A 26,048-nucleotide genomic window follows, 5' to 3' on the forward strand; every position below is an offset into this window, starting at 1 on the left:
CGNNCGCGCCAGGAGGCCGAGCACGGCCGACGTCGCCGCGCGCGCAGCCGCGGCCTCCCGCTCACCATCCGTACCCCCCTCGCCTCCGCCCTCCTCACCGTGGGCACCGCCCGCGTTCCGGCCGGCGGCCAGACCAACCAGGAACGCGGTGAGTGGCGCCGCGGGACGCGCGACCCCGTGGGCGACGTCGCGCGCGAGATCGAGGACGGCGCCCACGTCGATCCGTGCCGCGTCGAGGCCGAGCTCGGCGCAGACGTCCGACACCCACTGCGCCAGGACGTCCCGCTCCAGGAGGTTCTTGTCCCGAACGTTCTTGTCCCGAACGTTGCCGGCACCCGAGCCGACGGCCGCGGCGGGCGGCGGGCGATGACGTCCGGCCTCCGGGGGCGGCGGGCGATGACGTCCGGCCTCCGGGGGCGGCGGGCGATGACGTCCGGCCTCCGGGGGCGGCGGATCCGCCGAAGCCCGATGATCGGACCACGACTGGTGATCAGGCTGCTGGTCATCGGCGGAGGTCATAGGCCTATCGTGCCGGGCCGGGCCACGCTCGCCCACCGCGGCCCAGCTGCGGGCCCGCGCCACATCCGCCGGTTCGTCGCAGTCGAGGCAGGTCCGGGCGTGCGCCCGGACCGCGGTCACCGGACGGTCTGCGAACAGGCCGCGCACCGGGCGCCCGATCGGATCGGCGGGTAGCGCCGCCCACAGCGAGGCCGTCCGCCACACCGCGGCCAGAAACTGCCGGCGGCCGTCCGGGTCGACCAGCAGCGCGGCCTGCGCCGCGGGGTCCGCGACCCCGCGGCGCAGCAGCGCGATCTCCCGGCCGGTCAGGAACGGCAGGTCGGCGGCGAGGACGGCGACGAACGGTGTGGTGATCTCGACAAGGCCGGCGGCGATCGCCGCGACCGGTCCCCCGCCGGGCGGATCCTCCCGACACCAGCGCACCCGACCAGGCGGAATCGGATCGACGGCCAGGTCGCGCCGGGGACCGACGATGACCACCCGTTCGGCGTCCAACACCGCGGACAGCACCCGCTCGAGCAGGGTGGAACCGCCGACCATCACCGCCGGCTTGTCCCGGCCGCCGAGCCGGCGCGCCCCACCCCCGGCCAGCACCAGGGCACTCCAACCCGCGGGGACACCGGCATACGACCCGGACCGGGCCACCGTCATCCGCCGATCGCGGACATCGGCCGGTCCGGCTGCCGAAAGGTCGGTTCGTCGATGCCGTGCCCCGCCTTCTTGCCCCGCACGGCCGCCCGCCACAGAGCCGCGAGCCGCTCGTCGTCCGCGCCGGCACGCATGGGGGTCCGCAGATCGCTCTCCCGCCGGGCGAACAGACAGTCACGTACCTGGCCGTCGGCGGTCAGCCGGACCCGGTCACAGGCCGCGCAGAACGGCGCCGACACCGAGGCGATCACCCCCACCCGCCCGGGCCCACCGTTCACCTCGAACAACTCGGCGGGCGCACTGCCGCGGCCCGGCAGCGGCGTGAGGGTGAACTCCGCCCGCAGGCAGGCAAGGATCTCGCCGGCCGTCACCATCGTGTCCCGACGCCACGCGTGCTGCGCATCCAGCGGCATCTGCTCGATGAACCGCAGCTCGTAGCCCTCCCGCAGACACCAGCGCAGTAACCGGGGGGCTTCGTCGTCGTTGACGCCCCGAACGAGGACGCTGTTGACCTTGACCGGGGTGAACCCGCTCGCGGCGGCGGCGGACAGTCCTGCCAGCACGTCACCGAGCCGCTCCCGGCGGGTGATCCGGACGAACCGGTCCGCGTCCAGCGTGTCCAGGGAGACGTTGATCCGGTCCAGACCGGCGGCCCGCAGCGGGCCCGCCAGGCGGGCCAGGATCAGACCGTTCGTGGTGACGGACAGTTCGGGCCGCGGCCGCAGGGCCGCAAGCCGCGCCACCAGCTCCACCAGACCCGGACGCAGCATGGGCTCACCGCCGGTGAGGCGAACCTCGGTCACGCCGAGCCGCCCAACCGCGACGCCAACCAGCCGGACTACCTCGTCGTCGGTCAGCATCCGCTCGCCAGGGAGCCACGCGAGTCCCTCGGCCGGCATGCAATAGGTACACCGGAGGTTGCAGCGGTCCGTCAACGACACCCGCAGGTCCGTCGCGATGCGACCATGGGTGTCGGTGAGGCTCATTCCTCCAGGGTAAGAGCCGTTCGTCTGAGTCGCGGCTCGTCCCGAGTCGGGCCACGCGGCGGCGGACTCACCGGCGGGACGCGATCGGGACGGAGAGGCCACGACGTGGGCAGTCGGACCGTGGCCGCCCCGATCGCCTGCGAGACTACAACTCGTGCGGTCGACGGACGTCCGCGGTCACTGGGCGGCGGTTCGGCCCACGGCACCGCGGCAGGGTCGGCGGGGTCGGCGGGGNCGGCAAGGNCAGAACATCGGTAGGGGAGGGCTCGGCGATGCAGGTCTTCGGGGNTGACGTCGGCGGAAGCGGAATCAAGGGCGCTCCGGTCAACGTCGAGGACGGGTCGCTGGCCGCGCCCAGGTTCCGGCTGGCGACTCCGCAGCCGGCCGAGCCCACCGCGGTGGCCGCGACCGTGGCGGAGGTGGTTGGCCGCTTCGGCTGGTCGGGACCGGTGGGAGCCACCCTGCCCGCAGTGGTCAAGAACGGGGTGGCGCTCACGGCGGCGAACATCGCCCCGTCCTGGATCGGCACCGACGTGGTGTCCCTGTTCGCCGAGGCGCTGGGCGGGTCGGCCGCCGCCACGGGCCCGGTGGACATCACCGTGATGAACGACGCGGACGCGGCGGGCATCGCCGAGATGACCTTCGGCGCCGGACGCGACACCACCGGCCTGGTCGTCGTGACGACGTTCGGAACCGGGATCGGTACCGCGCTGTTCCTCCACGGCCAGCTCGTGCCCAACACCGAACTCGGCCACTTGGAGATCTCCGGGCACGACGCGGAGACCAGGGCGTCCGATGCGGCCCGGGAACGCGAGGGCCTCTCCTGGGAGAAGTGGGCCAAACGGGTGACCAGGTACCTCAACNCCATCGAGGCGCTGCTCTGGCCCGACCTCATCATCATCGGTGGTGGGGTGAGCAAGAGAGCGGACAAATACCTCGACCAGCTCGAGGTGCGTACCCGAGTGATCCCCGCGCAACTCCAGAACGAGGCAGGCATCGTCGGCGCCGCCATCTCCGGCCTGGTCGACCAGAACCGGCCCCGACCGGCTGCCCGGCCCGCCCGCCGCCGAGGTCCCGCGACCCGCCCCCCGGGCGGCAGGCGACCATAATCCACCGGTCGCGAGTCCACTCGTCCCGGATCCGGACGTTCCGGGACTGCCCGAACAGGCCCAACACGGTCAGACTGTGCGTGTCGCCCGCCGCCACGCCCGCGACCGACGCCATCGATGGCAGGCTGTCAGCTACCGGGACGCACAGGCCGAAGGCGGGTTGACGCATCATGCTGACATCCGCTCCCATGCGCGTCCGGCGCAACGGTCCGCCCGCCGCGGCACGGCGACAAGCGGTACGGCTTCGACGGAGGAGGAGGCGCCATGCGCGAGCTGCGGGCGGTCGCACTCAGCGAGGACGGCGGCTACCTCGTGCTCACCGACGCGAACGGCAGGACGGACGGCGAGCAGTTCCGGGTGCCCGTGGACGACCGGCTGCGCGCGGCCCTGCGCGGTGTGCGTCGCAGCGAGGTGCGTACCGAGAGCGCGCTCACCCCACGGGAGATCCAGGCCAGGCTGCGCGCCGGGGAGACCGCGGCGGAGGTGGCCAGGGCCGCCGGGATCCCGGTGGAACGGGTGGAGCGCTATGAGGGTCCCGTCCTCGCCGAACGTGCCAGGGTCGTGCAGGAGGCGCGGGCCGCGCTGCTCCCCAAGGATCCGGGGGGCGTGCCGGGACGGCCGTTGGGCGAGGTCGTCGACGCGCGGCTGATGGGAGCCCAGGACAATCCGGCCGCGGCGCAGTGGGACGCGTGGCGCCGCGTCGACGGCATCTGGCTCGTCCAGCTCACCTCGGAAAGCCGCTGCGCCCGCTGGACGTGGGATCCGGTGGTGCGCCGGGTGCGCCCACATGACGACGCGGCCCGCACTCTTGTGGCGCCGGAGACGGCAGAGCAGCCGGCGCCGGTGCCCGCACCGTCATCCGTACCATCATCGTCGGCGGCGCTGCGGGCGGCGGGGCCAGCGCTCACCCTTGTGCACGACCAGGGCATCCCCGCCACCCCGGCCACCCCGGTCCAGCCGATGGTCGCTGCGATGGCGGAATCGGGCCTGCCGCCGGGAACACCGGCCCCGCAGCACGGCCTCCCCGAGCGACAGTACCCTCCGCCCGCGGCCCTGCCCTCCCACCCGGCCGCGTCGTATCCCGGGGATAACGCATATCCCGGGGATAACGCGTATCCCGGGGACACCGCGGGCGGTGGGATCGCGCCCGGGGCACCCGGGTCGCCCGGGTCGCCCGGGTCGNCCACCCGTCCGGAGACGATCCAGGCGGCCGAACCGCAACCCGTGGTCGCGGACACCCGATCCGCGGACACCCGAGCCGTGACCCCCTGGTCCGTACCTGCCCGGTCCGCAGACCCAGCGGCCCCGGGAGACCCGCGCGCGGTGGAGCGGAAGGCCGCCCGGGCCGAGGAAGCCGAGTCCCTGGATCGTCCCGTCCGGCCCGAACCGATCCGCGGCGAGGTCGCTCGCCGGACGGCCGCGACGGGGCGAGGCGTTCCCGGCAGCCGCCCCAGGGTGGGGTCCGCGTCCGGGACCGGACGATCAGGAGTGCATTCCCGACCGGCCGTCGCGCCGGCCGGTCCGCAGCCCGTGACATCCGCCACGTCTCCCACCGGGGCAGCCGCCAAGCTGCCGGTCCCGGGCTCGGCGCAGGTGCCTCCCGTCGCCGGCGGGGAGCGGGGCGGGACAGCCGCCGCGGCCCCGGCCGGACCGGAGCCGTCGGCCCCAGACGTCGGTACGGCAGCGCGATCCGCTCCCGCCGAACCGGCCGCGCTAGCGGGCACCGATGCCGCCGCAGCCGCCGCGGCCGCCGTGACCTCGGCACCAGCCGCCCGAGCCGCCGGATCCGGCACAGATTCCACGCCCGGGGCGCGCCGCACGGCAGCCCGGCGGGAAGCCCGGCGGGAAGCCCCCGCCAAGGCTCCCTCCGCGCAGACGGAGGATGCGCCGGACGGGACCGACGAGATGACCGTAGACACATCGAGCGCCTCCGCTGCGTCACGGGCACGCCCGAGTAACACCGCCCGTGGGAACGAACGTCCGGCAGGCGGTCGACGCGGACGCAAGTCAGTGCCAGCNTGGGACGACATCGTCTTCGGTGCCCGACGTCCCTGATCAGACGACCGGGCGTCCGAGACGGGTACCCGTTCGTGGTATGGAGGACCACGGACACCACGCCGCTCTGGATGCAACGACGCCACGAGAGCCGGCTGTGAGTAAACCGTCACATGGTCAGTTGGAACGTCTGACCGCCTAACACAGTTGGAGTAGATGTGACAGGGACTATCACGAAGCCGACGCTGACCAATCTTGATCGTTGCGACCGGTGCGGTGCCCAGGCCTACGTGCGGGTCGTGCTGCCCGGGGGCGGCGATCTCCTGTTCTGCCGGCACCACGCGAAGTCGCACGACTCGAAGCTGCGTGAGATGGCTGTTGAGTATCACGACGAGACCGACAAACTCAGCGTGTCCTGAACTCGGCCGCCCAGGCACCCTGAAGGGGCACATCACGATCTAGCGATGTGTCCCTTTTGGCGTATCCAGGATCCCTGACCACTTCCCTCGCCGCTGGCCGGCGGCCCATCCGTTACTCCGGGCGGCCTCCGCCGCGATCATCCACTCCGTTCCCGGGTGCCCTTCGGCACCCGGGAACGCCAGGCCATACGGTGGGGGCCGTGTCCGCCGCGGGAAACAAAACACCGGCTCCCGTGGCATCGTCCCCGGTGAGCGGCCGCTGGATGGTGTTGCTGCGCAGGGTGGTCGTCGAGGTGAATCCCGGGCTGCTAACGCGGGCCAGAGACCGTCACGCCGCGACCTGGACCGCCATCCGGCGCAGCACGCTGTTCCACCGGCTGGATCGCCAGCGCCGCCGGCTGCCCCGAGGACCCCTGCGACTGGCCCATCGGACCATCACCAATGCCTGGCGGCACCGGGTCCTGGGGCTTGCGGCCGAGGCGGGATTCTGGCAGCTGCTGTCCCTGCCCCCACTCCTGCTGTCGTTGTTGGGAACGCTCGGCTACGTCGGTGACGCCATCGGAGCCGACGCCCTCGACAGCGCCCGGCAGAGCATCCTTCACGGCGCCGGCGGCCTGCTGACCGAATCGGTGGTCGACGACGCGGTGCGCCCGACCATCGACCAGATCCTCTCCCGTGGCCGACCGGATGTGATCTCCATCGGTTTCGTGCTGTCCCTGTGGACCGGGTCGACCGCGATGGCGACCTTCGTCAACACCATCACCATCGCCTACGGCCAGCGCGAGCTGCGCTCGGCGGTACGCAGCCGGCTCCTGGCGCTGTGGCTGTTTCTCGCCCAAGTGGCCAGCGGGGTCATCCTCCTGCCGGCGCTGGTCCTGGGGCCCGAACTGATCTCGCGGATCTTCGACGCCAGTCGCCATCCCCTCGTCAGTACCCTGATCACACTGCTTTACTGGCCGGTCGTGGGACTCGTGGCCCTGGCGATGCTGACCTCGCTGTACCACCTCTCGCTGCCGGTACGCCGACCCTGGTGGCGGGCGCTGCCCGGAGCGATCCTCGCGCTCGTCTGCTGGCTCGTGGGCAGCGGCGTGCTGCGGTACTACCTGGAGATCGTGTTCAGTCACGAACTGGTCTACGGCTCGCTCGGATCACCGGTGGCGGCGCTGCTGTTCTTCTACATCACCGCGCTGGCCGTGTTGTTGGGCGCGGAGCTCAACGCGGCGCTGGACGAGCAGCCACCGCGCCGCCGGGGCAGCCACTCGGCGCTGAACGCCTTGAGGCCGCCTCAATAGGTGCAGGACACCCCGCCCGCGTCACCCGGGACGGACCTTCCCGCCGCGCTGGTCGGGGACCAGACCACCGGTACCGCGGCGGACACCGGTACCGCGGCGAAGGAGCCACCCCCCGCGCCGGCCGGGAGTGCGCCGGTGGAGCTCCCGTCGGCGACACGACCGCCGAAGGGCTTGAGGAAGGTGCCCAGCTGGGCTGGATCAGGAACTAGGACGCTCTGCCCCCCGCGGGTGCCAGCTGCCGCCGGCACCGTCGTGAACGCGACGCCGCCCGATCCGATCGACTGCATCCGCACCGCGAGAAACCGGAGGTCGGCGAGGGAGGTGGCCTCGTCGAGCGTCAGCGCCGAGGTGGCGGAGTCGACCACCCCGAGCAGCTTCGCCGGGTTGAGCAGGGTGTCCGTCGACGCGATCCGCTGGAAGACGGCACCGAGGAACTGCTGCTGGCGGCGGATGCGGTCGATGTCGCTCTCGGGTAGGCCATACCGCTGCCGGACGAAGGAGAGGGCCTGCGCCCCGTTCAGCGTGTTCTCGCCGACCTGACCGGAAAACCCGGAGTAATGGTCGTGCAGGTTGTCGAAACCCCGTGCCTTCAGCTCGGGGGGAAGCTCCTTGATGCAGACGGTGACCCCGCCGAGGGCGTCCGTCATCCCCTGGAAGCCGATGAAGTCGATCTGAACGTAGTGGTCGACCCGGATCCCGGTGAGGTTCTCGATCGTGGCCACGAGCAGGGACGGCCCGCCGTAGGAGAAGGCGGCGTTCAGCTTGGACCGCTGCGCCGCGTGCTGCGTGCCCGCCGCGTCGGTGTACGCGGGAATCCGCACCCACAGATCCCGGGGGAAGGAGATGAGAGTCGTCGAACCGTCGCCGTCGAGGTGGGCGAGGATGGTCGTGTCCGACCGCTGCCCCTCGACCTGGCCGAACTCGCCGTTGGTCCCCGTCCGAGTGTCCGACCCCACGAGCAGGATGTTCTGCGTTCCGCCCGATGCGGACGCCGGCCGGTCCGCGCTGGCGGAGAAGGCCAGCGGGATGTGATGCACCCTACCGTCGTAGTGCTTCAGCACGGCCCAGCCACCGGTCGCCAGGATCAGGACGAGGGTCGCCAACACCGCGGCCATGGCGGTGAGACCGCGCCGTAAGCCGCCCTGCCCGGGTGCCACGGGACCCTCCGGGGCCGGCCGGTCATACCGGGGCTCGGCCGCCGGGTGATCGATGGGGTACCGGCCGTAGGGATCGGGGTAGGCGCCGGGGGGTACGCGCGGCTCGTCATCATCGTGACCCCGCGGAGCGGGCCGGTGCTCCCGGCGCGGCCACTGCCCGACGGGCCAGTCCTCCTCAGGGGCCCGGCGTGGGTCCCGCGGGTCACGGACGGACCGGCCAGGCCGCTCGCCGTCCCGGCGTCCCGCCGTCGGCCCGTACCGTTCCGGACGATCCGGACGATCCGGAGGCCAGGTCATGGCCGCGTCCTCCTCCCTCATCCACCGGGATGAGATCATCCGCGCCAGTGGCGCCGCCCGGGGTCGGCACCGTCCACCACCGGCGCGAACCCGCCGGACCACCTTGGCACGACGTGGGCGCGGACGGACCGGAACCCTCCCGGACAGTCTTTTCGATGGTGACGGGTGACGGGCGTCATGGCATTCCCGAGGGGTTGTCGGATGTACGACCTCGCAGGCCCCCGGCAGGCCCGCGGACCGTGCGGACTCCGACGGTGCCGCCCGGACCGTCCCGGCCGAGCCGAGCGGCGGCGGACCCCGGCTGACGCCGAGCATCGAGACCGGTNGCGGGCCCGATCCCGATCCTGCGATCCCGACGACAGCCACCGGTATCGGGATGCGCAACAATGATGCCGGTACCCGATGGTGTTCGCGACACGCAGTGCAGTACCCGAATCGAGTGCAGTACCCGAATCGAGCACAGCACCCGAATCGAGCACAGCACCCGAATCGCACGATGCCGGTGGCTATCGGACCGGCATTACGGCACACCGAGGACGTCCGCCCCCGGACCGACTCGATCCGTGCAACGTGGACCCGCCTTCCCCGCCGACCGGCAGATGAGTTAACAGTCCACGACGGAAGGTCACAACCGATCGGATCCCCCAGATCTCCCACAACCGATTGCGTGCCCTCGTTAACTCACCCGAGGTGGGAGGAACAGTCTTCATGGAAGGGTCCGAAGGCGGCGAAGTGGGTAGCGGCGTTCGGGCCCAGGTCGCGACGCGACCGCCCACATCGGCCCGGCATCACCGCGGCGGCGCGATGCACCAAATGCCCGGCGGACCAACGACGAGAAGTCCGGCCAACGCGCCGGGCATGGCGGTGCGCCTCGCGCTACCCGCCGTCCGCAACGGGGCCTACCGTTAACGGTATGAGTGCCCAGTCCCACCAAAGCTCACCTCCACCGACCGGCACGGGGGTGCCCGAGAGCGCGCCGGCCGGGCGTGATCCGAACCTCATCACGACCGACGAGCCGGGCGTTGTCCCCACCGGGGCCAGTGAACCTCCGGCATCGGATGATTCCGTGCGCGAACCCGGACAGGCCAACCACGACGAGGAACCACACGCGGCGTTCCGGCGATTTATGTCGACCGGGTGGGCGCCGATTGACGACGCTGTGCCATCCCGCGATGACTGCGCACCCTACACCACGAAACGTCGCGCCTTGTTGGGTTCGCGGTTCCCGGCGGACGCGCTTGTGGTGCCGAGCGGCGGTCTGCGGGTACGGGCAAACGACACAGATTTTCCGTTCCGTCCCGGAAGTGACTTCTTCTGGCTGACCGGCTGCCATGAACCCGATGCCGTGTTGGTTCTGCTACCCAACGCGGCCGGTGAGCATGATGCGGTGCTCTATGTCGCCGGGCGGTCCGACCGGTCGAGCTCCGCCTTCTACACCGACCGGCGATACGGGGAACTGTGGGTCGGTCCCAGACCGGGGGTTCGGGAGACCACGGCNCAGCTGGAGATCGAATGCCGGCCGCTCACGGAGCTCGCGGACGCGCTCGCGCGGTTGGCACCGGGAAACACCCGGGTACTACGCGGAGTCGATCCGGTCGTGGACGGTTCGGTGCTGCGCTGGTCCGGCCGGGGTGGACCAGGAACCGACCGCGATCTGGCCCTCGCACAGGCCCTTTCCGAGCTGCGGCTGCTCAAGGACGACTTCGAGATCGCCCGATTGGACGAGGCGATCGCCGCGACCGTGCGTGGCTTCACCGAGTGCGTGGGAGAAATCGGTCGGGCGATGGACCTGCCCAACGGAGAACGATGGTTGGAGGGGACGTTCTGGCGGCGGGCCCGGGTGGACGGCAACGACGTGGGATACGGTTCCATCGTCGCCTGTGGCCACCACGCCACGACGCTGCACTGGGTCCGCGACGACGGGCCGGTACGCGCCGGTGATCTCGCCCTGCTCGACATGGGGGTCGAGGGACGGTCCCTCTACACGGCCGACGTCACCCGNACGCTTCCGATCAACGGACGGTTCACCGAGGTGCAACGCCAGGTCTATGACGTGGTTCTTCGCGCCCAGCAGGCCGGGATCGACGCGGTCCGGCCGGGAGCGTCCTTCCTGGAGCCGCACCGGGCCGCCATGCGGGTCATCGCCACGGCGCTCGACGACTGGGGGCTCCTGCCGGTCAGTGCGCAGGAGTCGCTGACCGAGGACCCACGCTCCCCGGGAGCGGGCGTCCATCGCCGCTATACCCTGCACTCCACGTCGCACATGCTCGGATTGGACGTGCACGACTGCGCGCAGGCGCGCGACCAGACCTATCGCGACGCGGCGCTGGAACCGGGCATGGTATTGACGGTCGAACCGGGCCTGTACTTCCAGCCGGACGACCTGATGGTTCCGCCGGAACTGCGAGGCATCGGCGTCCGGATAGAAGACGACATCCTGGTCACCAGGGATGGAAGGCGGAACATGTCCGCCGCACTTCCGCGAACCGCGGAAGACGTCGAAAACTGGATGGCCCGGCAGCTGCCGAACTGACGGAACGAACAGATCTGGCGACGGACTGCGTCAGCGGCAACGCCAATAGTTCCTGCCACACCGGCCCGGTCGGTGTGGCAGGAACCTGACCATGCAAAACCTGATCACACGATCTTCGGTCCGCCGGATCGCGCGGCCCGTCGTCCAATACCACGGGCACTACCGCTACAAGGGGTTCCACTGCTCCGGTCCCTACCCCGGAAAAGCAGTCAAGACCAGGATCAGTGGGCCTTGTCGTACGCCTCGACGATGTTGGAAGCGATACGCCCCCGGTCACTCACCGTGTAACCGTTGCTGCGCGCCCACTCACGAATGTCGGCGGTACGGTCGGTTCCGCCGGTACGGCGCGAAGCGGCACGCACACCACGCCGGCCACCCGCCGCCCGACCGCCGGAACGGCGAGCCGCGGTGACGAACGGAGCCAACGACTCACGCAACTTCGTGGCGTTCTTCTCCGACAGGTCGATCTCATACTGCGCACCGTCGAGTCCGAACCGGACGGTCTCGTCGGCCTCTTCTCCACTGAGATCGTCAATCAACGAGACGATGGTCTTCTGGGCCATGCCACTCTCCTTCAGGTCAGCGGACCGCAGAACTCACGCGTCTATTATTACCACGAGAACGCGGGGAACTGTCACGCCTGGTTCGTCGGGCTCGCAGGCTTGGGTCGCCGAAGACGAAGTCAGCGCTCAACGCACGCCGCCCTGGCAGTCGGAGTGCGGAACCCAAAGACAGGGAGCAAGCTCCACATGATAGAGGGATGATCATGTTCTGCGAATCACACCTTCCCAGTCGAAAGGCCGACCGCAAGCGGACAGTTGGGCAGGCGTGGACCGAGCGGCGTCCATGTCCTCCGACCTTGGGACACCGATCGTGTTCGTCTACCGACTCCCGTGGACGATTGCCCGGCAAACGGCGGGCAACAGCCGCCGGCGCCTTTGGGGTGGTGGTGCCGCGAGCGGAACCGACCGGTACGAATGCCAAAGGGGATCGCCGCGCCGGATGAGTACCCCTGATTCCGGCGCCGCCGGTATGAGCCGACCCACGGACGAGTACCCGCGCACGTGGGTGGTAGACGGTGCCAACGTGATTGGCTCCCGGCCCGACGGGTGGTGGCGGGACCGCCCAGGAGCGGCCGGACGGCTGGTCGACGCTATTTCGGCGCGGATCACCCGTCCCGGCACGCACCCGCGGCCATCATCGAGGCCGGAATGGCCTGAGCGGATCGTGGTCGTTCTCGAGGGTGCGGCACGGGCCGGAGTTCCCGAGGGAACCGTACGGCCCGGAAAGATCACACCCGAAAAGGTCCGGCCCGCGGACGTCGCGCCAGAGAAGGGCCGCCACGTTCCAGCGAGGGCGGACCGCGCGGCACCGACCATCGTCGTCGTGCACGCCCCCGGGCACGGCGACGACGCCATCGTGGCGGCGGCGCGCGACGCGGTCGCGCCCGTGGTCGTCATCACCTCGGATCGGCAACTTGCCGGCCGGCTGAGGTCGCTCGGCGCGGGTGTGCGACGGTCGGGATGGTTGTGGGAGCTGCTCGACGAACGATGAACGACGGCCAACCAGCGACGGGTCCGGGGGCAACCGGCGGTCAGCGTCCGTCCGGGTCGCCGGCCGGCCCACGAACGGACGAGCCTCGGAGAGGGAGCACGACGGCCGCCGCGAAAAAATACACCGGCGATACCGGAAAAGGCGCGCTACGACGGGCTGAGGCCGCTTGACGGGGATGGACGGCCCACCGGACCGTACGCGAAACGCCGGGACCGAGCGGTGACTCGGGACCGGATCACGTCGGGACGGTCACCGCACCCCGCCGATCGTGGTCATCCGACCATCGACCGACCCCGTCCGACCATCGACCGACCCCGGTCACGGCCGATCGGCCCCTGAACGGACAAACACCCCGCGGCACAGACTCAGCCCCGCGGCACAGACTCAGCCCCGCGGCACAGACTCAGCCCCGCGGCACAGACTCAGACCGAGGCGGATACCGGATGCCGGGGAGGCGGTCCAGCGGCAAGCCGGGCGGTGTAGCGACCGGCCGCCACGCCGACCTCCAACGGAATCCCGAAGCAGGAGGACAGCGCCTGCGCGGTGAGGACCTGCGCGACCGGACCGGCCGCAAGCGCCTGGCCGCCGCGCACCAGCAACGCGTGGGTCACCCCGACCGGGATCTCCTCCACGTGGTGGCTGACGAGGACGAGGACAGGAGCGATGGGGTCGGCCGCGAAGCGGGTGAGCCGCCGCATCAACGCCTCCCGCGCACCCAGATCGAGCCCGGAGGCGGGCTCGTCGAGCAGGAGGAGTTCCGGGTCGGTCATGAGGGCCCGGGCAATGAGCACGCGCTTGCGCTCTCCCTCGGAGAGGGTTCCGAACCGACGGTCGACCAGTCCACGGCACCCGAACTGGGTCAGCAGGCCGGCCGCGCGGGTGAGATCGACCTCGTCGTACTCCTCGTCGGCGCGGCCCAGCACGGACCAGCCGGCGGTCACCACCGCGTCGAGTACCCGCTCGTCGGCGGGTGGCGTCTCCACCAGCGCCGGGCTGACGACACCCACCCGGTATCGTAGATCGAGAAGGTTGACCTTGCCGAGACGGGCGCCGAGCAGGTCGACCGTGCCCCTGGTGGGAAACAGCCGGCCCGAGGCCACCTGCAGCAGGGTCGTCTTCCCGGCGCCGTTGGGACCGAGGACCACCCAGCGCTGGCCAGGGAACACCGCCCACGACACGTTCCTGAGCAGGTATGACCCATCTCGCACGACATTGACATTGTCGAGGCGCAGCACCGCGTCCGGCATGCAGCTCACGTTACGCGACACCAGACTTCCTGATGCCGCCGGGACGGCCGGTCCACCCGTATCAGGCCGTCTCGTGCCGTAGCCGGCAGGTCAGCCCGTCACCCGGGCAGCCCCGCCCCGGCCGTCCGGACGGATTCACCCGCCGGACTGAGGTAAATCGGACAGATATAACAGACCACGCAATTGACCCTCTGGCCATGGCGTCAGTCCGGTTCGGGCGGGGTCGTCCCGGTCAGGTCGATCTCGGCCCACACGGCCTTCCCGTCGGGGACCGGACGGACGCCATGCCGAACGGCGAGCTGGGAGACCAGGCCGAGCCCGCGGCCGGCCTCATCCTCGGCCGCGGCGTGGCGCCGCCGCAGCACCCGGCCGCCACCGTCGGCGACCTCGACGACGGCCCGGTCGCCCAGCAGCCGCAGCCGCACCGACAGTGGTGGGCGACCGTGCCGCACCGCGTTGCTCGCCAGCTCCGACAGCACCAGAACGATGGTGTCGACGACTTCCGAGGCCAGCGGCGCGTTCTCCAGCGCGAGCCTGGCCTGAGCCCGCACGGCGCGCAGGCTCGCCGCACCGTCGAAGGTGACGTCCAGGAGGGCCGCCGCGGCCGTCGGTTCAACGGGCAACCGGGCGAACAGAAGCGCGACGTCATCGGCCGCCACCTCGTCGGCCGCCCCGTCGGCCGCCCCGGAACCCACTGGGCCGGGGGCGACGGCGGGACCGAGACCGGCACACGCCGTGGTGACCAGGTCGTCCAGATTCGCGGTGAACCTGTCGCTGGCGCGGGCGAGCGCGGCCGCGAGCTGCGAGACCCCGGCGTCGAGGTCGCGCGCACGTCCCCGGACGAGCCCGTCGGTGAACAGGGCGATCAGATATCCCCGTCCCAGTCGCACCGTGTACTCGGTCACGTCCGACCGGGCCACCCCGAGTGGAGATCCCACCGCCATGTAGAGCCTGGAGACCAACCCGTCCGGCGCGACGACCAGGGGCGGCGGGTGCCCGGCACTCGCCAGCGTCAGCACCCCACTGTCGATCTCAACGACCGCGTAGATGCAGGTGGCGATCTCCTCCCCGGGCAGGTCCGCGACGATGCCGTCCAGCAGCGTCAGCACCTCGGCCGGGGGAAGATCGAGACGGGCGCAGGTGCGGGCCGCCGCGCGCAGCTGCCCCATCACCGCGGTCGCCCGGATCCCTCGGCCCATCACGTTGCCGATCATCAGGGCGACTCGCCCGGCTCCCAGGTCAATCACGTCGAACCAGTCGCTACCGGCGTCGTCATCGACCCCGCCGGGCAGGTAACGGGTGGCCACCTCGAGCCCGGACGGGACGGCGGGTGGAGAACCGCGCAACGCCTCGCGCAGTGCCAGCGCATTGCTGCGCTCGGCGGCCCCCCGATCGATCCGGTCCAGGACGACCCCCACCCGGGCGGCGAGTTCGGTCAGCAAGAGCAGATCCGCTTCGGTGAACGGAGGTCGATCCGCAACGGCGGTCACACTCAGTACGGCGACGACGTGGCCGACCCGTACCACGGGTACGACAGCCATCGTGTGGGCCCCCACCTGGCGGATCCACCGCTCGGCGTCGGCCGGCGGATCCCACTCGCCCGCTGTCAGTGCGACGATCAGCCGTTCGCCCCGGCGGGCGGCCCGGGCGAACGGACTCGCCGGCGACGTCGCCGCGCCGGCCCCCGAGGCGAACGGAGGCACCGTGCCAAGCCCGTCACGGGCCAGGACGACGAGTGGACGCAGCTCGGGCACCGGCTCTGCCGCCCGGTCCCCCGCCGTCTCCTCGGCCCCGGCCTTATCCCCGGCCGCGTCCCCGGCCTTATCCCCGGCCGCGTCCCCGGCCCGGACGGACACCGCGGCAGCGCTCCAGGACGCCGGGACGGGAGCGGGTGTGCCAGTGACGAGCTGGACAACACACAGGTCGGCGACCTCCGAGACGATCAACTCGGCCAGGGAGCGCAGGGCGACGGGAGGCTCCACGGCCGCGGCCACGATCCCGGTAGCTCGCCCCAGCAGCTGAAGGCGTCGATCGGCGAGTGCCAGGGCGGCCTGCGCCTCGCGCGTCGCAGCCAGGGTCCGATGACCGCGCGCGGCGTCGGCGGCGAGCTGTTCGTAGCCGGTGGCCCGTTCCAGGGCCTGCGCGCAGGCGTCGGCGATCGCGATGAGGGACGCCTGATCAGCGGCGGTGAACTCCCGCGCCTGGCGGAACCCGAAGGTCACCACGCCGAAGGGGGCGCCGCCCCCGACGGCCAGCGGCAGCATCGCCCAGGCATGCTCACCCGCCGCGGCGGCGACGTCGGCGACCTCCGGCACCGGCCAGCGGGCGAGCAGCTCGTCGCGGTCGACGAGAAACAGCGCACGACCGCCCCGCATGACCTCCGCCACCGGATGTACCGCCCCCAGCGCCACCTCCGACCAGCGGGCGAGGCCGTCGGCGGGACCCGGCGGGGCGTGGAAGAGCAGCCGGTCGTGCGCCTCGTCCACGAGCGCGACGCCCCGGCCGGCGGCCCCGGCCATCCGCCCCCCGACGTCGAGGACGGTGGCGACGACGTCGTCCACGGTCAGGGTCCGGGCGAGCGCCACGGCCAACGTCGCGGTCTGTTCGGCCCGTTCCGTCGCGATCCGGGCCCGCTGGTCGGCCGTGGCCCGGTCGGCCTCGGCGGCGCGTACCTCGGTGAGGTCGCGGATCNCCCCGAGCCACTCGCTGGGCCGGCTGTTCGGCCGGCCGGCCGCCGGCATGGGAACGATGCGGGCCTCGACCACCCGCATGGCGGTGCGGTCGCCTCCGCCACCGGAGATCCGGAACTCGGCCTCGAAGGTCTCACCGTGCTCGATCGCCCCGTGCCAGGCGCGCCCGACCCGCTCCCGGTCGTCGGGGTGGACCACGCCGAGCCAGCCGAACCCGGCCAGCTCCGCCGGATGCCGCCCGGTGAAGGCCCGCAGGCGGGGCAGATCGGCATCGAGTGCCCCGTCGCCTTCGGCGTGGAACACGTCCACCGCGGCGGCGTCCACGAGGCCGAGGTAACGTGCGTCGGCCCGCGCCCGCTCCCCCTCGACCGCCCGCGTCCCGCTGGCGTCGATCGCGACGAACGCCACGCCCACCAGCCCGACCTGAGGGTCGTTCACCGGATACCAGCTGGCGAGCCACGTCTGCGGCGGCCCGGAACCATCGGTGGCGACCATGACCTCCAAGTCCACCACCGGCTCGCCGGTGCGCAGTACCCGTGCCAGCAGAGCGTCGAGTTCCTGGCCGGTGTCGCCGAGGAGCTCGGAGACGGTACGGCCGAGGTGCTCGTGGACCGGCCGGCGGTCGAACCGGGCAAGTGTGTCGTTGACCCGCAGGAACCGCCCGGCCCGGTCGAGCAGGGCGAGACCGACCGGGGCCCACGCGAACAGCGCGTCCAGCATCACGAACGTGGCCGCGGGGTCGGTTCCCGGGGCGTGTCCGGGCAGGGGGAAAGCGGACCGGACACGCCCCGGCAGCCCCGCCGGATCGGACCGGCGCATCCCTGGCGCCTCCGGCGCGCGGCGCGGCTCGGTGCCGTCGATGACGTCCCGCGTGACCGGCTCGGCGGTCACGGCCGAAGCGGCCGGCCGGGCGACCATGGGCCAGCCCTCGGGTAGTCCGGGTAGCTCGGGGTCGGCTCCCCGGTCTTGACCGGGGCCGGTCTCCGGGCCGGGAGCGTGCTTCGGGCCGGGGACCTGGTTCGGGCCGGGATGCGCGCGTGGGGCGGGGTTGGTGTGTGGGGCGGGGTTGGTGTGTGGGCCAGCCGACGGTCCCCCTTGGGATCGGGTGACCGGATTCGGTCCCGGGGAGACATCCCCCTGGCCGGACGGAACAACGCCCGATGACGGGGAGGCGGATCCCGGGGGGCTCACGGAGAAGCGCGCACCCGCGGGCCCCGCGGCCACCGACCCCAGATCCACCGACCCCAGATCCACCGACCCCAGATCCACCGACCCGAGGTCCCCCGGCAGCGCCTCCGACAGCCCAACGTTCGCCGGCCGGTACATCGGCACGAGAGACGCCTGCCCAGGCATCCCCTCTACGGGGGTACCAGGCGTCCCGGCAACTCCCGCAGAATCAGGGGAGAGCATCGGGAATGCGCCGGAAGCGGGCCGGACAGGCGGCTGCGCGGAGTGCGGCGACGTCATGGGAGACGATTGTGGACGGCGTGCGCATGTTGTGCTGAACCACCCCGGATAGTCGCCCCGTCCGGAGTCGGGTGGTTCGGTGTCCAGAACCGCCGAGGTCCGACGTCCGCGCGGGGCGCCGACGGTCCAGCAACGATCTCCACGGACAGCACGGTCACCCGCCCGGTCGACACGATCACTGGATCCAACGTGAGATGAACCACCTCCGGCACGTCGTCGGCGAGCCGGGCGATCTTGAGGAGCAGGTCCTCCAGCGCGGCGATGTCGACCGGCGTCGAGCCGAGGTATCCCAGCAGCAGCGGCGCCGCCCGCACCGAGCGCACGAGGCGCGCCGCGTCAACGTCGGTGAGGGGAAGGATGTGATGTGCGCGGTCCTCCAGCAGCTCGGTCGCGGGGCCCGAGAGGCCGANCGAGACCAGGGGACCGTACCGGGGATGCTCCTCGGAACCGACAACCACCGACACGCCGACCGGGGCCATCCGCTGGACGACAATCGGCACCTCCGCCCCGAGCTGGGAGCGCAGCGACGCCCATGCCGCCCGCACGGCTGCCGCGTCGGGCAGGTCGAGACGCTGACCGCGCAGGTCCGGACGATGCCGGTAGGGCCGCGACCGCGCCTTGAGCGCCACCGGATAGCCGCGCTGGCCCGCCGCCTCGACGGCCCGGCGCGGGGACGTCACCAGGACGGCCGGCTCCACCGTGACGCCGTAGCAGTCCAGCAGGGCGGCAGCCCGATCCTCCGGAAGGCGACCGGTGAGTCCGGCGACGAGCGAACGCGCCTCGTCTGCTCGCACCGTCGTCGTCGGCACGGTGCCGATCGGGCGCGCCCACCACTGGGCGTAGCCCACCACCCGGCGCAGCGCGGCGACGGCAGCCTCCGGCGACGAATAGGCCGGGATGCCAGCGAGCTCGCCGGGCATCTCGACCCCCTGCACGGCGGCGAGAACCGGGATCTCGATGGTCGCGGCAGCCGCGACGGCGTCCACCGCGATCGGCCCGGCCGGGGAGGGCGGCAGCCGGACCAGCGTGGCGATCAGCGCATCCGCCCGGTCCGCGGCGGAGGTCAACGCCCGGGTGAGGTCCCCGGGGGAGCTGCCAACCGGGAGGAGCACCTCCTCGACTCTGAGCCCGGCCGCGTCGGCGGCGCGGGCCGTCAGCCGGACCAGGGCCCGGGAGTCGCCGACGACGGCGACCCGACCGCCCGCGGGCAGCGGCTGCGTGGTGAGCAGCAGCGCGACGTCGAACGCCTGGGAGACCTGGTCGACGCCGATCACCCCGGCCTGCCGCAGAAGCGCGTCGTCAAGGGTCGAACGGCCGGAGTACACGACGATCACTGGTTTACGCCGACCCACCCGCCGGGCCAGCCGGGCGAACTTGCGGGGGTTACCGAAGGTCTCCAGATGCATGATCACCGCGTCGGTCTCGGGGTCCTCCTCCCAGTACTGGAGCAGGTCGTTGCCGCTCACGTCGGCCCGGTCCCCGGCGGAGACGAAGACCGACAGACCGACCCCGCGCGCGGCCGCCGCCGCCAGGATGGCCCCGCCGAACGGACCCGACTGGGAGTAGCAGCCGATGCGGCCGGCCGGGGGCATCCGGGGCACCATCGAGGCGTTCAACCCCGCCGCCGGATTCTGGATGCCCATGCTCGCCGGGCCGACCACCCGCATGCCATCCGCCCGGGCCTCAGCCACCAGGGCCGCGTCTGCGGCGGCGTCGCGCTGGTCGGTGAGGACGACCAGCCCCCAGACTCCCGCCCGCCCGCAGGCGGCGACGACGTCGGGCACCTGCGCGGGCGGCACGCACACCACGGCCAGGTCGACCGGACGCGGCACGTCCTCGATGCCGGCGTAGGCCTGGATCGACGCCACCGCGCCGCCGGCCGCGGCCGCCGCCGGGTTCACCGGGTAGACGGGGCCGTCGAAACCGCCGGCGAGCAGGTGACGCAGGACCGCGTTGCCCACGGACGCGGCAGACCGCCCCGCACCGATGACGGCGATCGCGCGCGGATGCAGCAGCCGACCGATCGAGGCGGCCTCGGCATGGTGCTCCCGGGCCCGCATCACCCCGACCGACTTCTGGGTGGGGGTGATCTCGAAGGACAGCCGGACCGCGCCCGAGTCCCAGGTCCTCGAGACCGTGTAACCGGCATCGAGGAAGACCCGGATCATCTGCTGGTTCTCCCCGAGCACGTCGGCGTCGAAGCGGCGGATCCCACGGTCCCAGGCCGCGGCGGCAAGATGCTCCAGCAGCACCGAACCCAGCCCTCGTCCCTGCTGGGCGTCCTCCACCAGGAAGGCGACCTCCGCCTCGGTCGGCCGTGCGGCGGTGCTCTCCCAGTGGGAGACCGCGACCAGGTCGTCGCCGATCATCGCGACGATGGCGCCGCGCAGCCGCTGGTCCACGGTCGTCATCCGGTGGATGTCGGCGTCGCTCAGGGCACGGCGCACGGCGAAGAACCGGAAGTAGATCGACTGGGTCGACAGCCGGGTCCAGAAGGTCCGCAACAGCGGGCCGTCCGTCGGCAGGATCGGGCGGATGTGGGCGGTGCCGCCGTCACTGAGGATGACGTCGGCCTCCCACTCGGCCGGATAGACGACCGGAGGCTCGGTGCTCACGCGGCGCTCACCCGGTTCTCACGCAGTGCTCAGCTCTCACGCAGGGCTCAGCGGTCGACGGTGGGGTCGAGGCCGTGCAACGGCAGCACCTGACGCCGGGTCGCCGCCACCGTCCGGTCCAACGGATCGTCGGGGTCTCCCTCTCCCGCGTCCCAGGGACGATACCGGACACTCACCCCGTCCCCGAGCGTCCGGGGCATGGCGGCGGCTCCGACGGACTTCTGCCCGGTCGCCGCCCGCACCCGTCCCGGCGCCGCGGAGCGCCAGTCCTCCGGCAGGGCGCGGCCGGCATCCAGGGGCACGTGGCCGGCGATCGCCAGCAGCTGCGTCCAGGCCCGCGGCACGACCGTGTCCAGCGCGTACCCGCCACCGCCGCAGGCCAGCCAGCGTCCGTCGCAGACCTCGTGGGCCAGCGCGTGCAGCAGGTCGTAGGAGGCCCGTTGGCCGTCCACCGACAGCGCCAGATCGGCCAGCGGGTCGAAGGCGTGCGTGTCGCAGCCGTGCTGGGTCACCAGCACCTGCGGCCGGAAGGACCGCAGGAGCACCGGCACCACCCCGGAGAAGGCGCGCAGCCAGCCGGCATCGCCGGTGGCGGGGGGCAACGCCACGTTCACCGCGGTGCCCTCCGCGGCGGGAGCACCCACCTCGGTCGGGAATCCGGTGCCCGGGAAGAGGGTACTCCCCGTCTGGTGTAGGGAGATGGTGAGCACCCGCGGATCGTCGTAGAACGCCGTCTGCACGCCGTCGCCGTGATGCANGTCCACGTCGACGTACGCCACTCTGGCGGCTCCGGCGGAGAGCAACCAGGCGATCGCGATCGCCGGGTCGTTGTAGATGCAGAATCCGCTCGCCATTCCCGGCATCGCGTGATGCAGCCCGCCGGCGATCGACACGGCGTGCCGCGGCGGCCCGCTCCACACCGCCCGTGCCGCCTCGATCGTGCCACCGGTGATGAGTGCGGCGGCCTCGTGCATCCGTTCGAAGATGGGGTTGTCGGCCGTGCCCAGGCCGAACAGGGCCGCGAACCTGGCCTGCGCCGGGTCGGGCGCGGCGCGGACCGCGCTCAGGTAGACCGGATCGTGGATCAGGCCGATGAGGTCGTCGGAGGCGAGGGTCGGCCTGGAGATCCGGATGCCCGGCGCGTCGAGAACACCGAGACTCATGGCGAGGTCCATGGTGAGCTCGAGCCGCACGGGATGCAGCGGATGCGTCGGCCCGAAGTCGTAGCCGGCCATGACCGGATCCCAGGCCACGACCGTCGGCTCGACCTGCGGCTCGACCTGCGGCTCGACCTGCGGACGGCCGTCGGTCCGCCGCTCGGAATCGCCCGGGACACCCATCTGTCGACCGTAGCCCGATCACGCTCCCAGAGATAGCGGTGGTGTCGATGACGAGGATCCGGGGCCATCGGTGAGGCACGTAGATCTGCCCGGAATGGNCTAGGGTCAGTGCCCGTGGCAGCAGACCGAGTGACACCGGACCATGCGGCGATGGAAGACGGGCGGCAGCCGGCCGGCCGTGATGGTGGGTCGGTGGCTGCCGGCACGCCACTGTGGGAACCGCCTCCCCGTCGGATCAGCCAGGCCGCGGTGACCAACTACCGCGCCTGGCTCGCCGCCGAGCGGGGGGTTGAGCTCGCCGACGACACGCGCCTGTGGGAGTGGTCTGTCACCGACCTGGACACGTTCTGGGAGTCGATCTGGGATTTCTGCGCGGTCGAGGGGGACCGCGGCACCGGTCCGGCGCTCGCCGACGCGGCGATGCCCGGCGCGGTCTGGTTTCCCGGTGCCCGGGTGAACTACGCGGAGAACGCGCTCACCCGGCGCGGGCCGGCCCCGGCCGTCATCGCCGTGCGCGAGGACGGTGCCACGGCCGTGGTGTCCTGGGACGAGCTGCGCCGGCAGGTGGCGAAGGCGGCGGCGGGACTGCGGAGCCTGGGTGTCGCCGAGGGTGACCGGGTCTGCGCCGTGCTGCCGAACACCGTCTACGCGATGGTGGGGATGCTGGCCACCGCCAGCATCGGCGCGGTGTGGTCGTCGTGCTCGCCGGAGCTCGGCCCGACGGCCCTGCGCGCGCGGTTCGGCCAGATCGACCCGAAGGTCCTGATCGGCGTTGACGGCTACAGCTACGGCGGGAAGAGCTACGACGCCCTCGACACCCTCGCCGCGCTCGCGGGCGACCTGCCGGGACTCGGGGCAAGCGTGATCGTGCCGTACCTGTGGCCGGACGCGCTCTCCCGGGCCCGGGCCGCGGGGCTGCCGGGGCTGCTCACCTGGGACGAGCTGATGGCTTCGGAGACCTCCGAGCCCGAGTTCACCCGGGTCGCCTTCGACGCGCCGCTGTGGATCCTCTACTCGTCCGGCACGACCGGCCCCCCCAAGGCGATCGTGCACGGCCACGGCGGTATCCTGCTGGAGCATCTGAAGTCGCTGGCGTTGCACCTCGATCTCGGTCCGGACGACCGGTTCTGCTGGTTCACCACGACCGGCTGGATGATGTGGAACTATCTGGTCTCCGGTCTGCTCGTCGGCGCGACCGTCGTGCTCTACGACGGAGCGCCCGGCTATCCGGCGCTCGGCACCCTGTTCGGTCTGGCGGAGGCCCTGGAGCTCACGTGCCTGGGCACGTCCGTGGGCTACCTGCAGGCCTGCGAGGACGCCGGGCTGGTCCCGCGCGAGTTCGCCGATCTGTCCAGGCTGCGCACCGTCGGATCGACCGGATCGCCACTGTCCGCAGCCGGCTATGCCTGGGTGTACGAAGCGGTGAGCCCGACCGTGATGCTGTCGTCGATCAGCGGTGGCACCGACGTCTGCACGGCGCTGGTGGCGGGCCTGCCGACGATGCCGGTGCGGGCCGGGGAGATCGGATCACGCGCGCTGGGCTGCGCGGTGCGCGTCTTCGACGAGGCCGGCGAGGAGGTCGTCGACGAGGTCGGTGAGCTTGTCGTGACCGCGCCGATGCCGTCCATGCCGCTGTGCTTCTGGGCTGACCCGGACGGCGGCCGGCTGCGGGAGAGCTACTTCTCCGTCTACCCCGGCGTCTGGCGCCACGGGGACTGGGCGAGGATCACACCTACCGGTGCCGTCGTCATCCAGGGACGTTCGGACGCGACGTTGAACCGCGGCGGCGTCCGGATCGGTACCAGCGAGCTCTACAGCGTGGTCGAGCGGGTCCCCGGGATCGCCGACAGCCTCGCGGTCGACACCGCGGACGAGCGCGGGCACGGCGAGCTGCTCCTTTTCGTCGTCCTCACCGAGCCCGGCCTGACCGAGGCGGTGGCCGCTCGGCTGCGCGAGGTTCTGCGCGCCGAACTCAGCCCACGCCACGTTCCCGACCGGATCATCGAGATCACCGAGGTCCCTCGGACCCACACCGGCAAGAAGCTCGAGGTACCGGTGAAGCGCCTGCTCGCCGGGACCGCCCTGGACGAGGCCGTGAGCCTCGACTCGGTCGCCAACCCCGATGCCCTGCTGCCCTTCGCCGCCGCCTCGGCCCGGTCGCGGCGGTCGGCGTCGGAGCCGATGACGGGAAGCGCACTGGAACCCGGCTCCGGATCCGACGGAGAAGCCGAACCCGGAGCTTGATACAGCAAAGTCGGATCTTCNCCCGGNAAAAACGAAGATCCGACTTTCATCGANCCCGCGATCATGACGTGACCGCCATGATCGCGGTACTCCTGTCTTCCACCCGTGCCGCACCGTGCACCCGTACCGCACCGTGCACCCGTGGACGTGCCCCCGCGGACTCGACCGCAGGTGCGCTCGCCCGATCGATCAGTCGAGGAACTCGCGCAGCCGACCGGCGACGGCGGGCTTGCGCAACTCCCGAAGCGTGTCCCGCTCGATCTGACGGATGCGCTCACGGGTCAGGCCGAGCCGGTTGCCCACCTCGGCGAGGGTGTGCTGCTTGCCGTCGGCGAGACCGAAGCGCAGCCGCATCACCTCGCGCTCCCGCGGGCTCAGGCCACCGAGGACGTTCTCGATCTCGTCCTGCATGGCGCCGTAGGAGGCGGCGTCCGCCGGGGAGGTCGCGTCGGAGTCCTCGATGAAGTCACCGAGCACGGAGTCACCATCGTCACCGACCGAGGTCTCCAGGCTGACGGTGTCCTGCGCATACCGGCGCAGCTCCACCACCTGCTCGATCGGCATGTCCAGCTCGAGGGCGAGCTCCTCGTCGGTCGGCTCACGGCCGAGCGTGGAGACAAGCTGGCGCTGCAACCGGGTGATCTTGTTAATCTGCTCGACCACGTGGACCGGGATGCGGATCGTCCGCGCCTGATCGGCGAGCGCCCGGCCGATGGCCTGGCGGATCCACCAGGTCGCATAGGTCGAGAACTTGTAGCCCTTGGCGTAGTCGAACTTCTCCACCGCGCGGATAAGACCGAGGTTGCCCTCCTGGACCAGATCCAGCAGGGTCATCCCGCGACCGCTGTACTTCTTGGCGACGGAGACCACCAGCCGCAGGTTCGCCGAGACGAGCTGCTGCTTGGCGGCATGGCCGTCCTTGACCAGCAGACCGAGATCACGACGAAGGTCGGCGGGCAGGTCGGGGACGCTCTCGAGCTTGTACTCAGCGAACAGGCCCGCCTCGACCCGCTTGGAGAGTTCGACCTCCTGGGCGGCGTTGAGCAGCGGCACCTTGCCGATCTCGCGCAGGTACATGCGCACGAGGTCGGCGGTACCCGCGTGTTCGGCGGTGGACCGGCTGGCGGCGGTGGCGTCGTCGCTCGCTTCCTCCTCGTCGAGGAGTTCGATGCCAACGGCGTTGAGGCGCGCGATGAGAGCGGGCAACAGTTCAATACCGATGTCCGCGGACTCGAGCACATCACGCAACTCGGAGCGGCTGATCTCGCCGGCCTCGCGACCACGGGCGATGACCTCGGCCACCGCGCTCACATCGAGCTCGTCGGTATCGTCGGGAACAGCGGCCAGCGAACGGCTGGGAGCGGTGCGGACAGGAGGAGCGGCCCGACGAGCACGCCGCGGGCTACGCGGGCGGTTGTCGTCGGTGCGCTCGGCAAGTTCCAGAGCAGGCAGCGTCATCAGTGGCAAATCCGATGGTCGGTGCGGGTGGGTCGTCTCGTTCTGTGCACGTGGGAGGTAACGAACGAAGACGCGGAACCATTCCCCGTGCAGGCACACCCGGACATCAGCGATCGCCGGGCCTACCAAGCAGTGTAGACCCTAGCCCTCGAGACGCTGCACTCGCTGCCGCGAAGACTACCTGGCAGATTCCACCCTGTGGCGCGAACCGCGAACTCTCCTGAGCTTCTCTGGTGGCCGAGCAGCCTGCGGATCAGGCCAACGGCAACTTTAAGTAACAGATCCACTACTCACCGTAGAAGTTTTTTGCGTTCCACCATCCGTGCCATATTTTCTGACGATCACCAGTCGGTGCTAACCCGTAACGGTAGTCGGCAAGCCGACACCCGCGACCCGGCCCGGACCCGGGCTCTCCACCGGGACGGAAGGACCGGCGGGCCGACGCGGGCGCCGCCGCCGACGCCACCCCGACGCCACC

16 protein-coding genes (1 of these 16 cut by a window edge) are annotated in these 26,048 nt (G+C 71.6%); 7 read left to right on the forward strand and 9 right to left on the reverse strand.

The window, feature by feature from the left end:
• Both ALLO2_RS27160 and moaA read right to left on the reverse strand, forming a co-directional pair.
• Positions 1–1,170, reverse strand: partial view of an NTP transferase domain-containing protein gene (locus ALLO2_RS27160; protein ID WP_232235015.1) — the 5' portion only. The gene continues 57 nt to the left of window position 1, outside the view; only the first 1,170 of its 1,227 coding nucleotides appear in the window; its start codon is at positions 1,168–1,170; its stop codon lies off the left edge, out of view.
• Positions 1,167–2,153 carry a GTP 3',8-cyclase MoaA gene (gene moaA, locus ALLO2_RS10320; protein ID WP_011437869.1) on the reverse strand — a complete coding sequence of 329 codons (987 nt, stop codon included), beginning with the start codon at positions 2,151–2,153 and terminating at the stop codon, positions 1,167–1,169. Before moaA ends, ALLO2_RS27160 begins: the two co-directional genes overlap by 4 nt.
• 272 nt (positions 2,154–2,425) lie before the next feature.
• On the opposite strand from moaA, the gene ppgK reads away from it, so the two are divergent.
• From ppgK to ALLO2_RS10340, 4 genes are all read left to right on the forward strand, one after another.
• On the forward strand, positions 2,426–3,262 hold the full coding sequence (ppgK, locus tag ALLO2_RS10325) for a polyphosphate--glucose phosphotransferase (protein ID WP_035731516.1): 837 nt from the start codon (positions 2,426–2,428) through the stop codon (positions 3,260–3,262).
• 264 nt (positions 3,263–3,526) lie between these two features.
• Positions 3,527–5,317: a septation protein SepH gene (gene sepH / locus ALLO2_RS10330; RefSeq protein WP_035731519.1), complete on the forward strand. Its 1,791-nt coding sequence runs from the start codon at positions 3,527–3,529 to the stop codon at positions 5,315–5,317.
• 158 nt (positions 5,318–5,475) lie between these two features.
• Positions 5,476–5,676: a hypothetical protein gene (locus tag ALLO2_RS10335; protein ID WP_011437872.1), complete on the forward strand. Its 201-nt coding sequence runs from the start codon at positions 5,476–5,478 to the stop codon at positions 5,674–5,676.
• Positions 5,677–5,876: 200 nt separating this feature from the next.
• Entirely contained in the window at positions 5,877–6,968 is a 1,092-nt protein-coding gene (locus ALLO2_RS10340; RefSeq protein WP_232235016.1) for a YihY/virulence factor BrkB family protein, read from the forward strand.
• Here the strand turns inward: ALLO2_RS10340 and ALLO2_RS10345 are convergent.
• Positions 6,962–8,443, reverse strand: coding sequence for an LCP family protein (locus ALLO2_RS10345; protein ID WP_232235017.1), 1,482 nt, complete (start codon positions 8,441–8,443; stop codon positions 6,962–6,964). The two genes, ALLO2_RS10340 and ALLO2_RS10345, sit on opposite strands and share 7 nt — an antisense overlap.
• Positions 8,444–9,548: 1,105 nt before the next feature.
• Here ALLO2_RS10345 and ALLO2_RS10350 point away from each other — a divergent pair.
• Positions 9,549–10,955 (forward strand): aminopeptidase P family protein, encoded by a 1,407-nt coding sequence (locus ALLO2_RS10350; protein ID WP_035731599.1) that lies wholly within the window; start codon positions 9,549–9,551, stop codon positions 10,953–10,955.
• Between the two features lie 221 nt (positions 10,956–11,176).
• Here the strand turns inward: ALLO2_RS10350 and ALLO2_RS10355 are convergent, their stop codons facing one another.
• Positions 11,177–11,518, reverse strand: a complete 342-nt coding sequence (locus tag ALLO2_RS10355) for an Lsr2 family protein (protein ID WP_011437876.1) — start codon at positions 11,516–11,518, stop codon at positions 11,177–11,179.
• Positions 11,519–12,182: 664 nt separating this feature from the next.
• Here ALLO2_RS10355 and ALLO2_RS27165 point away from each other — a divergent pair.
• Positions 12,183–12,509 carry a hypothetical protein gene (locus tag ALLO2_RS27165; protein WP_049760977.1) on the forward strand — a complete coding sequence of 109 codons (327 nt, stop codon included), beginning with the start codon at positions 12,183–12,185 and terminating at the stop codon, positions 12,507–12,509.
• A gap of 422 nt (positions 12,510–12,931) precedes the next feature.
• Here ALLO2_RS27165 and ALLO2_RS10365 read toward each other — a convergent pair whose 3' ends face one another.
• The 4 genes from ALLO2_RS10365 to ALLO2_RS10380 form a co-directional block, all read right to left on the reverse strand.
• Positions 12,932–13,756 carry an ABC transporter ATP-binding protein gene (locus tag ALLO2_RS10365; protein ID WP_011437878.1) on the reverse strand — a complete coding sequence of 275 codons (825 nt, stop codon included), beginning with the start codon at positions 13,754–13,756 and terminating at the stop codon, positions 12,932–12,934.
• Positions 13,757–13,959: 203 nt separating this feature from the next.
• The gene (locus ALLO2_RS10370) at positions 13,960–17,337 is read right to left on the reverse strand and encodes a SpoIIE family protein phosphatase (RefSeq protein WP_232235019.1); all 3,378 of its coding nucleotides are present in this window, start codon (positions 17,335–17,337) and stop codon (positions 13,960–13,962) included.
• Positions 17,338–17,909: 572 nt separating this feature from the next.
• Complete coding sequence (locus ALLO2_RS10375; protein ID WP_035731524.1) at positions 17,910–20,528, reverse strand: bifunctional GNAT family N-acetyltransferase/acetate--CoA ligase family protein; 2,619 nt, start codon at positions 20,526–20,528, stop codon at positions 17,910–17,912.
• Positions 20,529–20,575: 47 nt separating this feature from the next.
• Positions 20,576–21,868, reverse strand: a complete 1,293-nt coding sequence (locus ALLO2_RS10380) for an acetoin utilization protein AcuC (RefSeq protein ID WP_035731527.1) — start codon at positions 21,866–21,868, stop codon at positions 20,576–20,578.
• A 150-nt stretch (positions 21,869–22,018) separates the two neighbouring features.
• On the opposite strand from ALLO2_RS10380, the gene ALLO2_RS10385 reads away from it, so the two are divergent.
• Positions 22,019–24,112: an acetoacetate--CoA ligase gene (locus ALLO2_RS10385; protein WP_023840369.1), complete on the forward strand. Its 2,094-nt coding sequence runs from the start codon at positions 22,019–22,021 to the stop codon at positions 24,110–24,112.
• A gap of 189 nt (positions 24,113–24,301) precedes the next feature.
• Here the strand turns inward: ALLO2_RS10385 and ALLO2_RS10390 are convergent, their stop codons facing one another.
• Positions 24,302–25,570, reverse strand: coding sequence for an RNA polymerase sigma factor (locus tag ALLO2_RS10390; protein ID WP_011437883.1), 1,269 nt, complete (start codon positions 25,568–25,570; stop codon positions 24,302–24,304).
• Positions 25,571–26,048: the final 478 nt, after the last annotated feature.

It is taken from the genome of Frankia sp. Allo2 (assembly GCF_000733325.1).
GTDB classification, from domain to species: domain Bacteria; phylum Actinomycetota; class Actinomycetes; order Frankiales; family Frankiaceae; genus Frankia; species Frankia casuarinae.

Coding starts and splice junctions, on each gene's coding strand:
- moaA (WP_011437869.1), bottom strand. CDS start 2,153: ATGAGCCTCACCGACACCCATGGTCGCATCGCGACGGACCTGCGGGTG.
- ALLO2_RS10345 (WP_232235017.1), bottom strand. CDS start 8,443: ATGAGGGAGGAGGACGCGGCCATGACCTGGCCTCCGGATCGTCCGGAT.
- ALLO2_RS10355 (WP_011437876.1), bottom strand. CDS start 11,518: ATGGCCCAGAAGACCATCGTCTCGTTGATTGACGATCTCAGTGGAGAA.
- ALLO2_RS10365 (WP_011437878.1), bottom strand. CDS start 13,756: ATGCCGGACGCGGTGCTGCGCCTCGACAATGTCAATGTCGTGCGAGAT.
- ALLO2_RS10385 (WP_023840369.1), top strand. CDS start 22,019: ATGGAAGACGGGCGGCAGCCGGCCGGCCGTGATGGTGGGTCGGTGGCT.
- ALLO2_RS10390 (WP_011437883.1), bottom strand. CDS start 25,570: ATGACGCTGCCTGCTCTGGAACTTGCCGAGCGCACCGACGACAACCGC.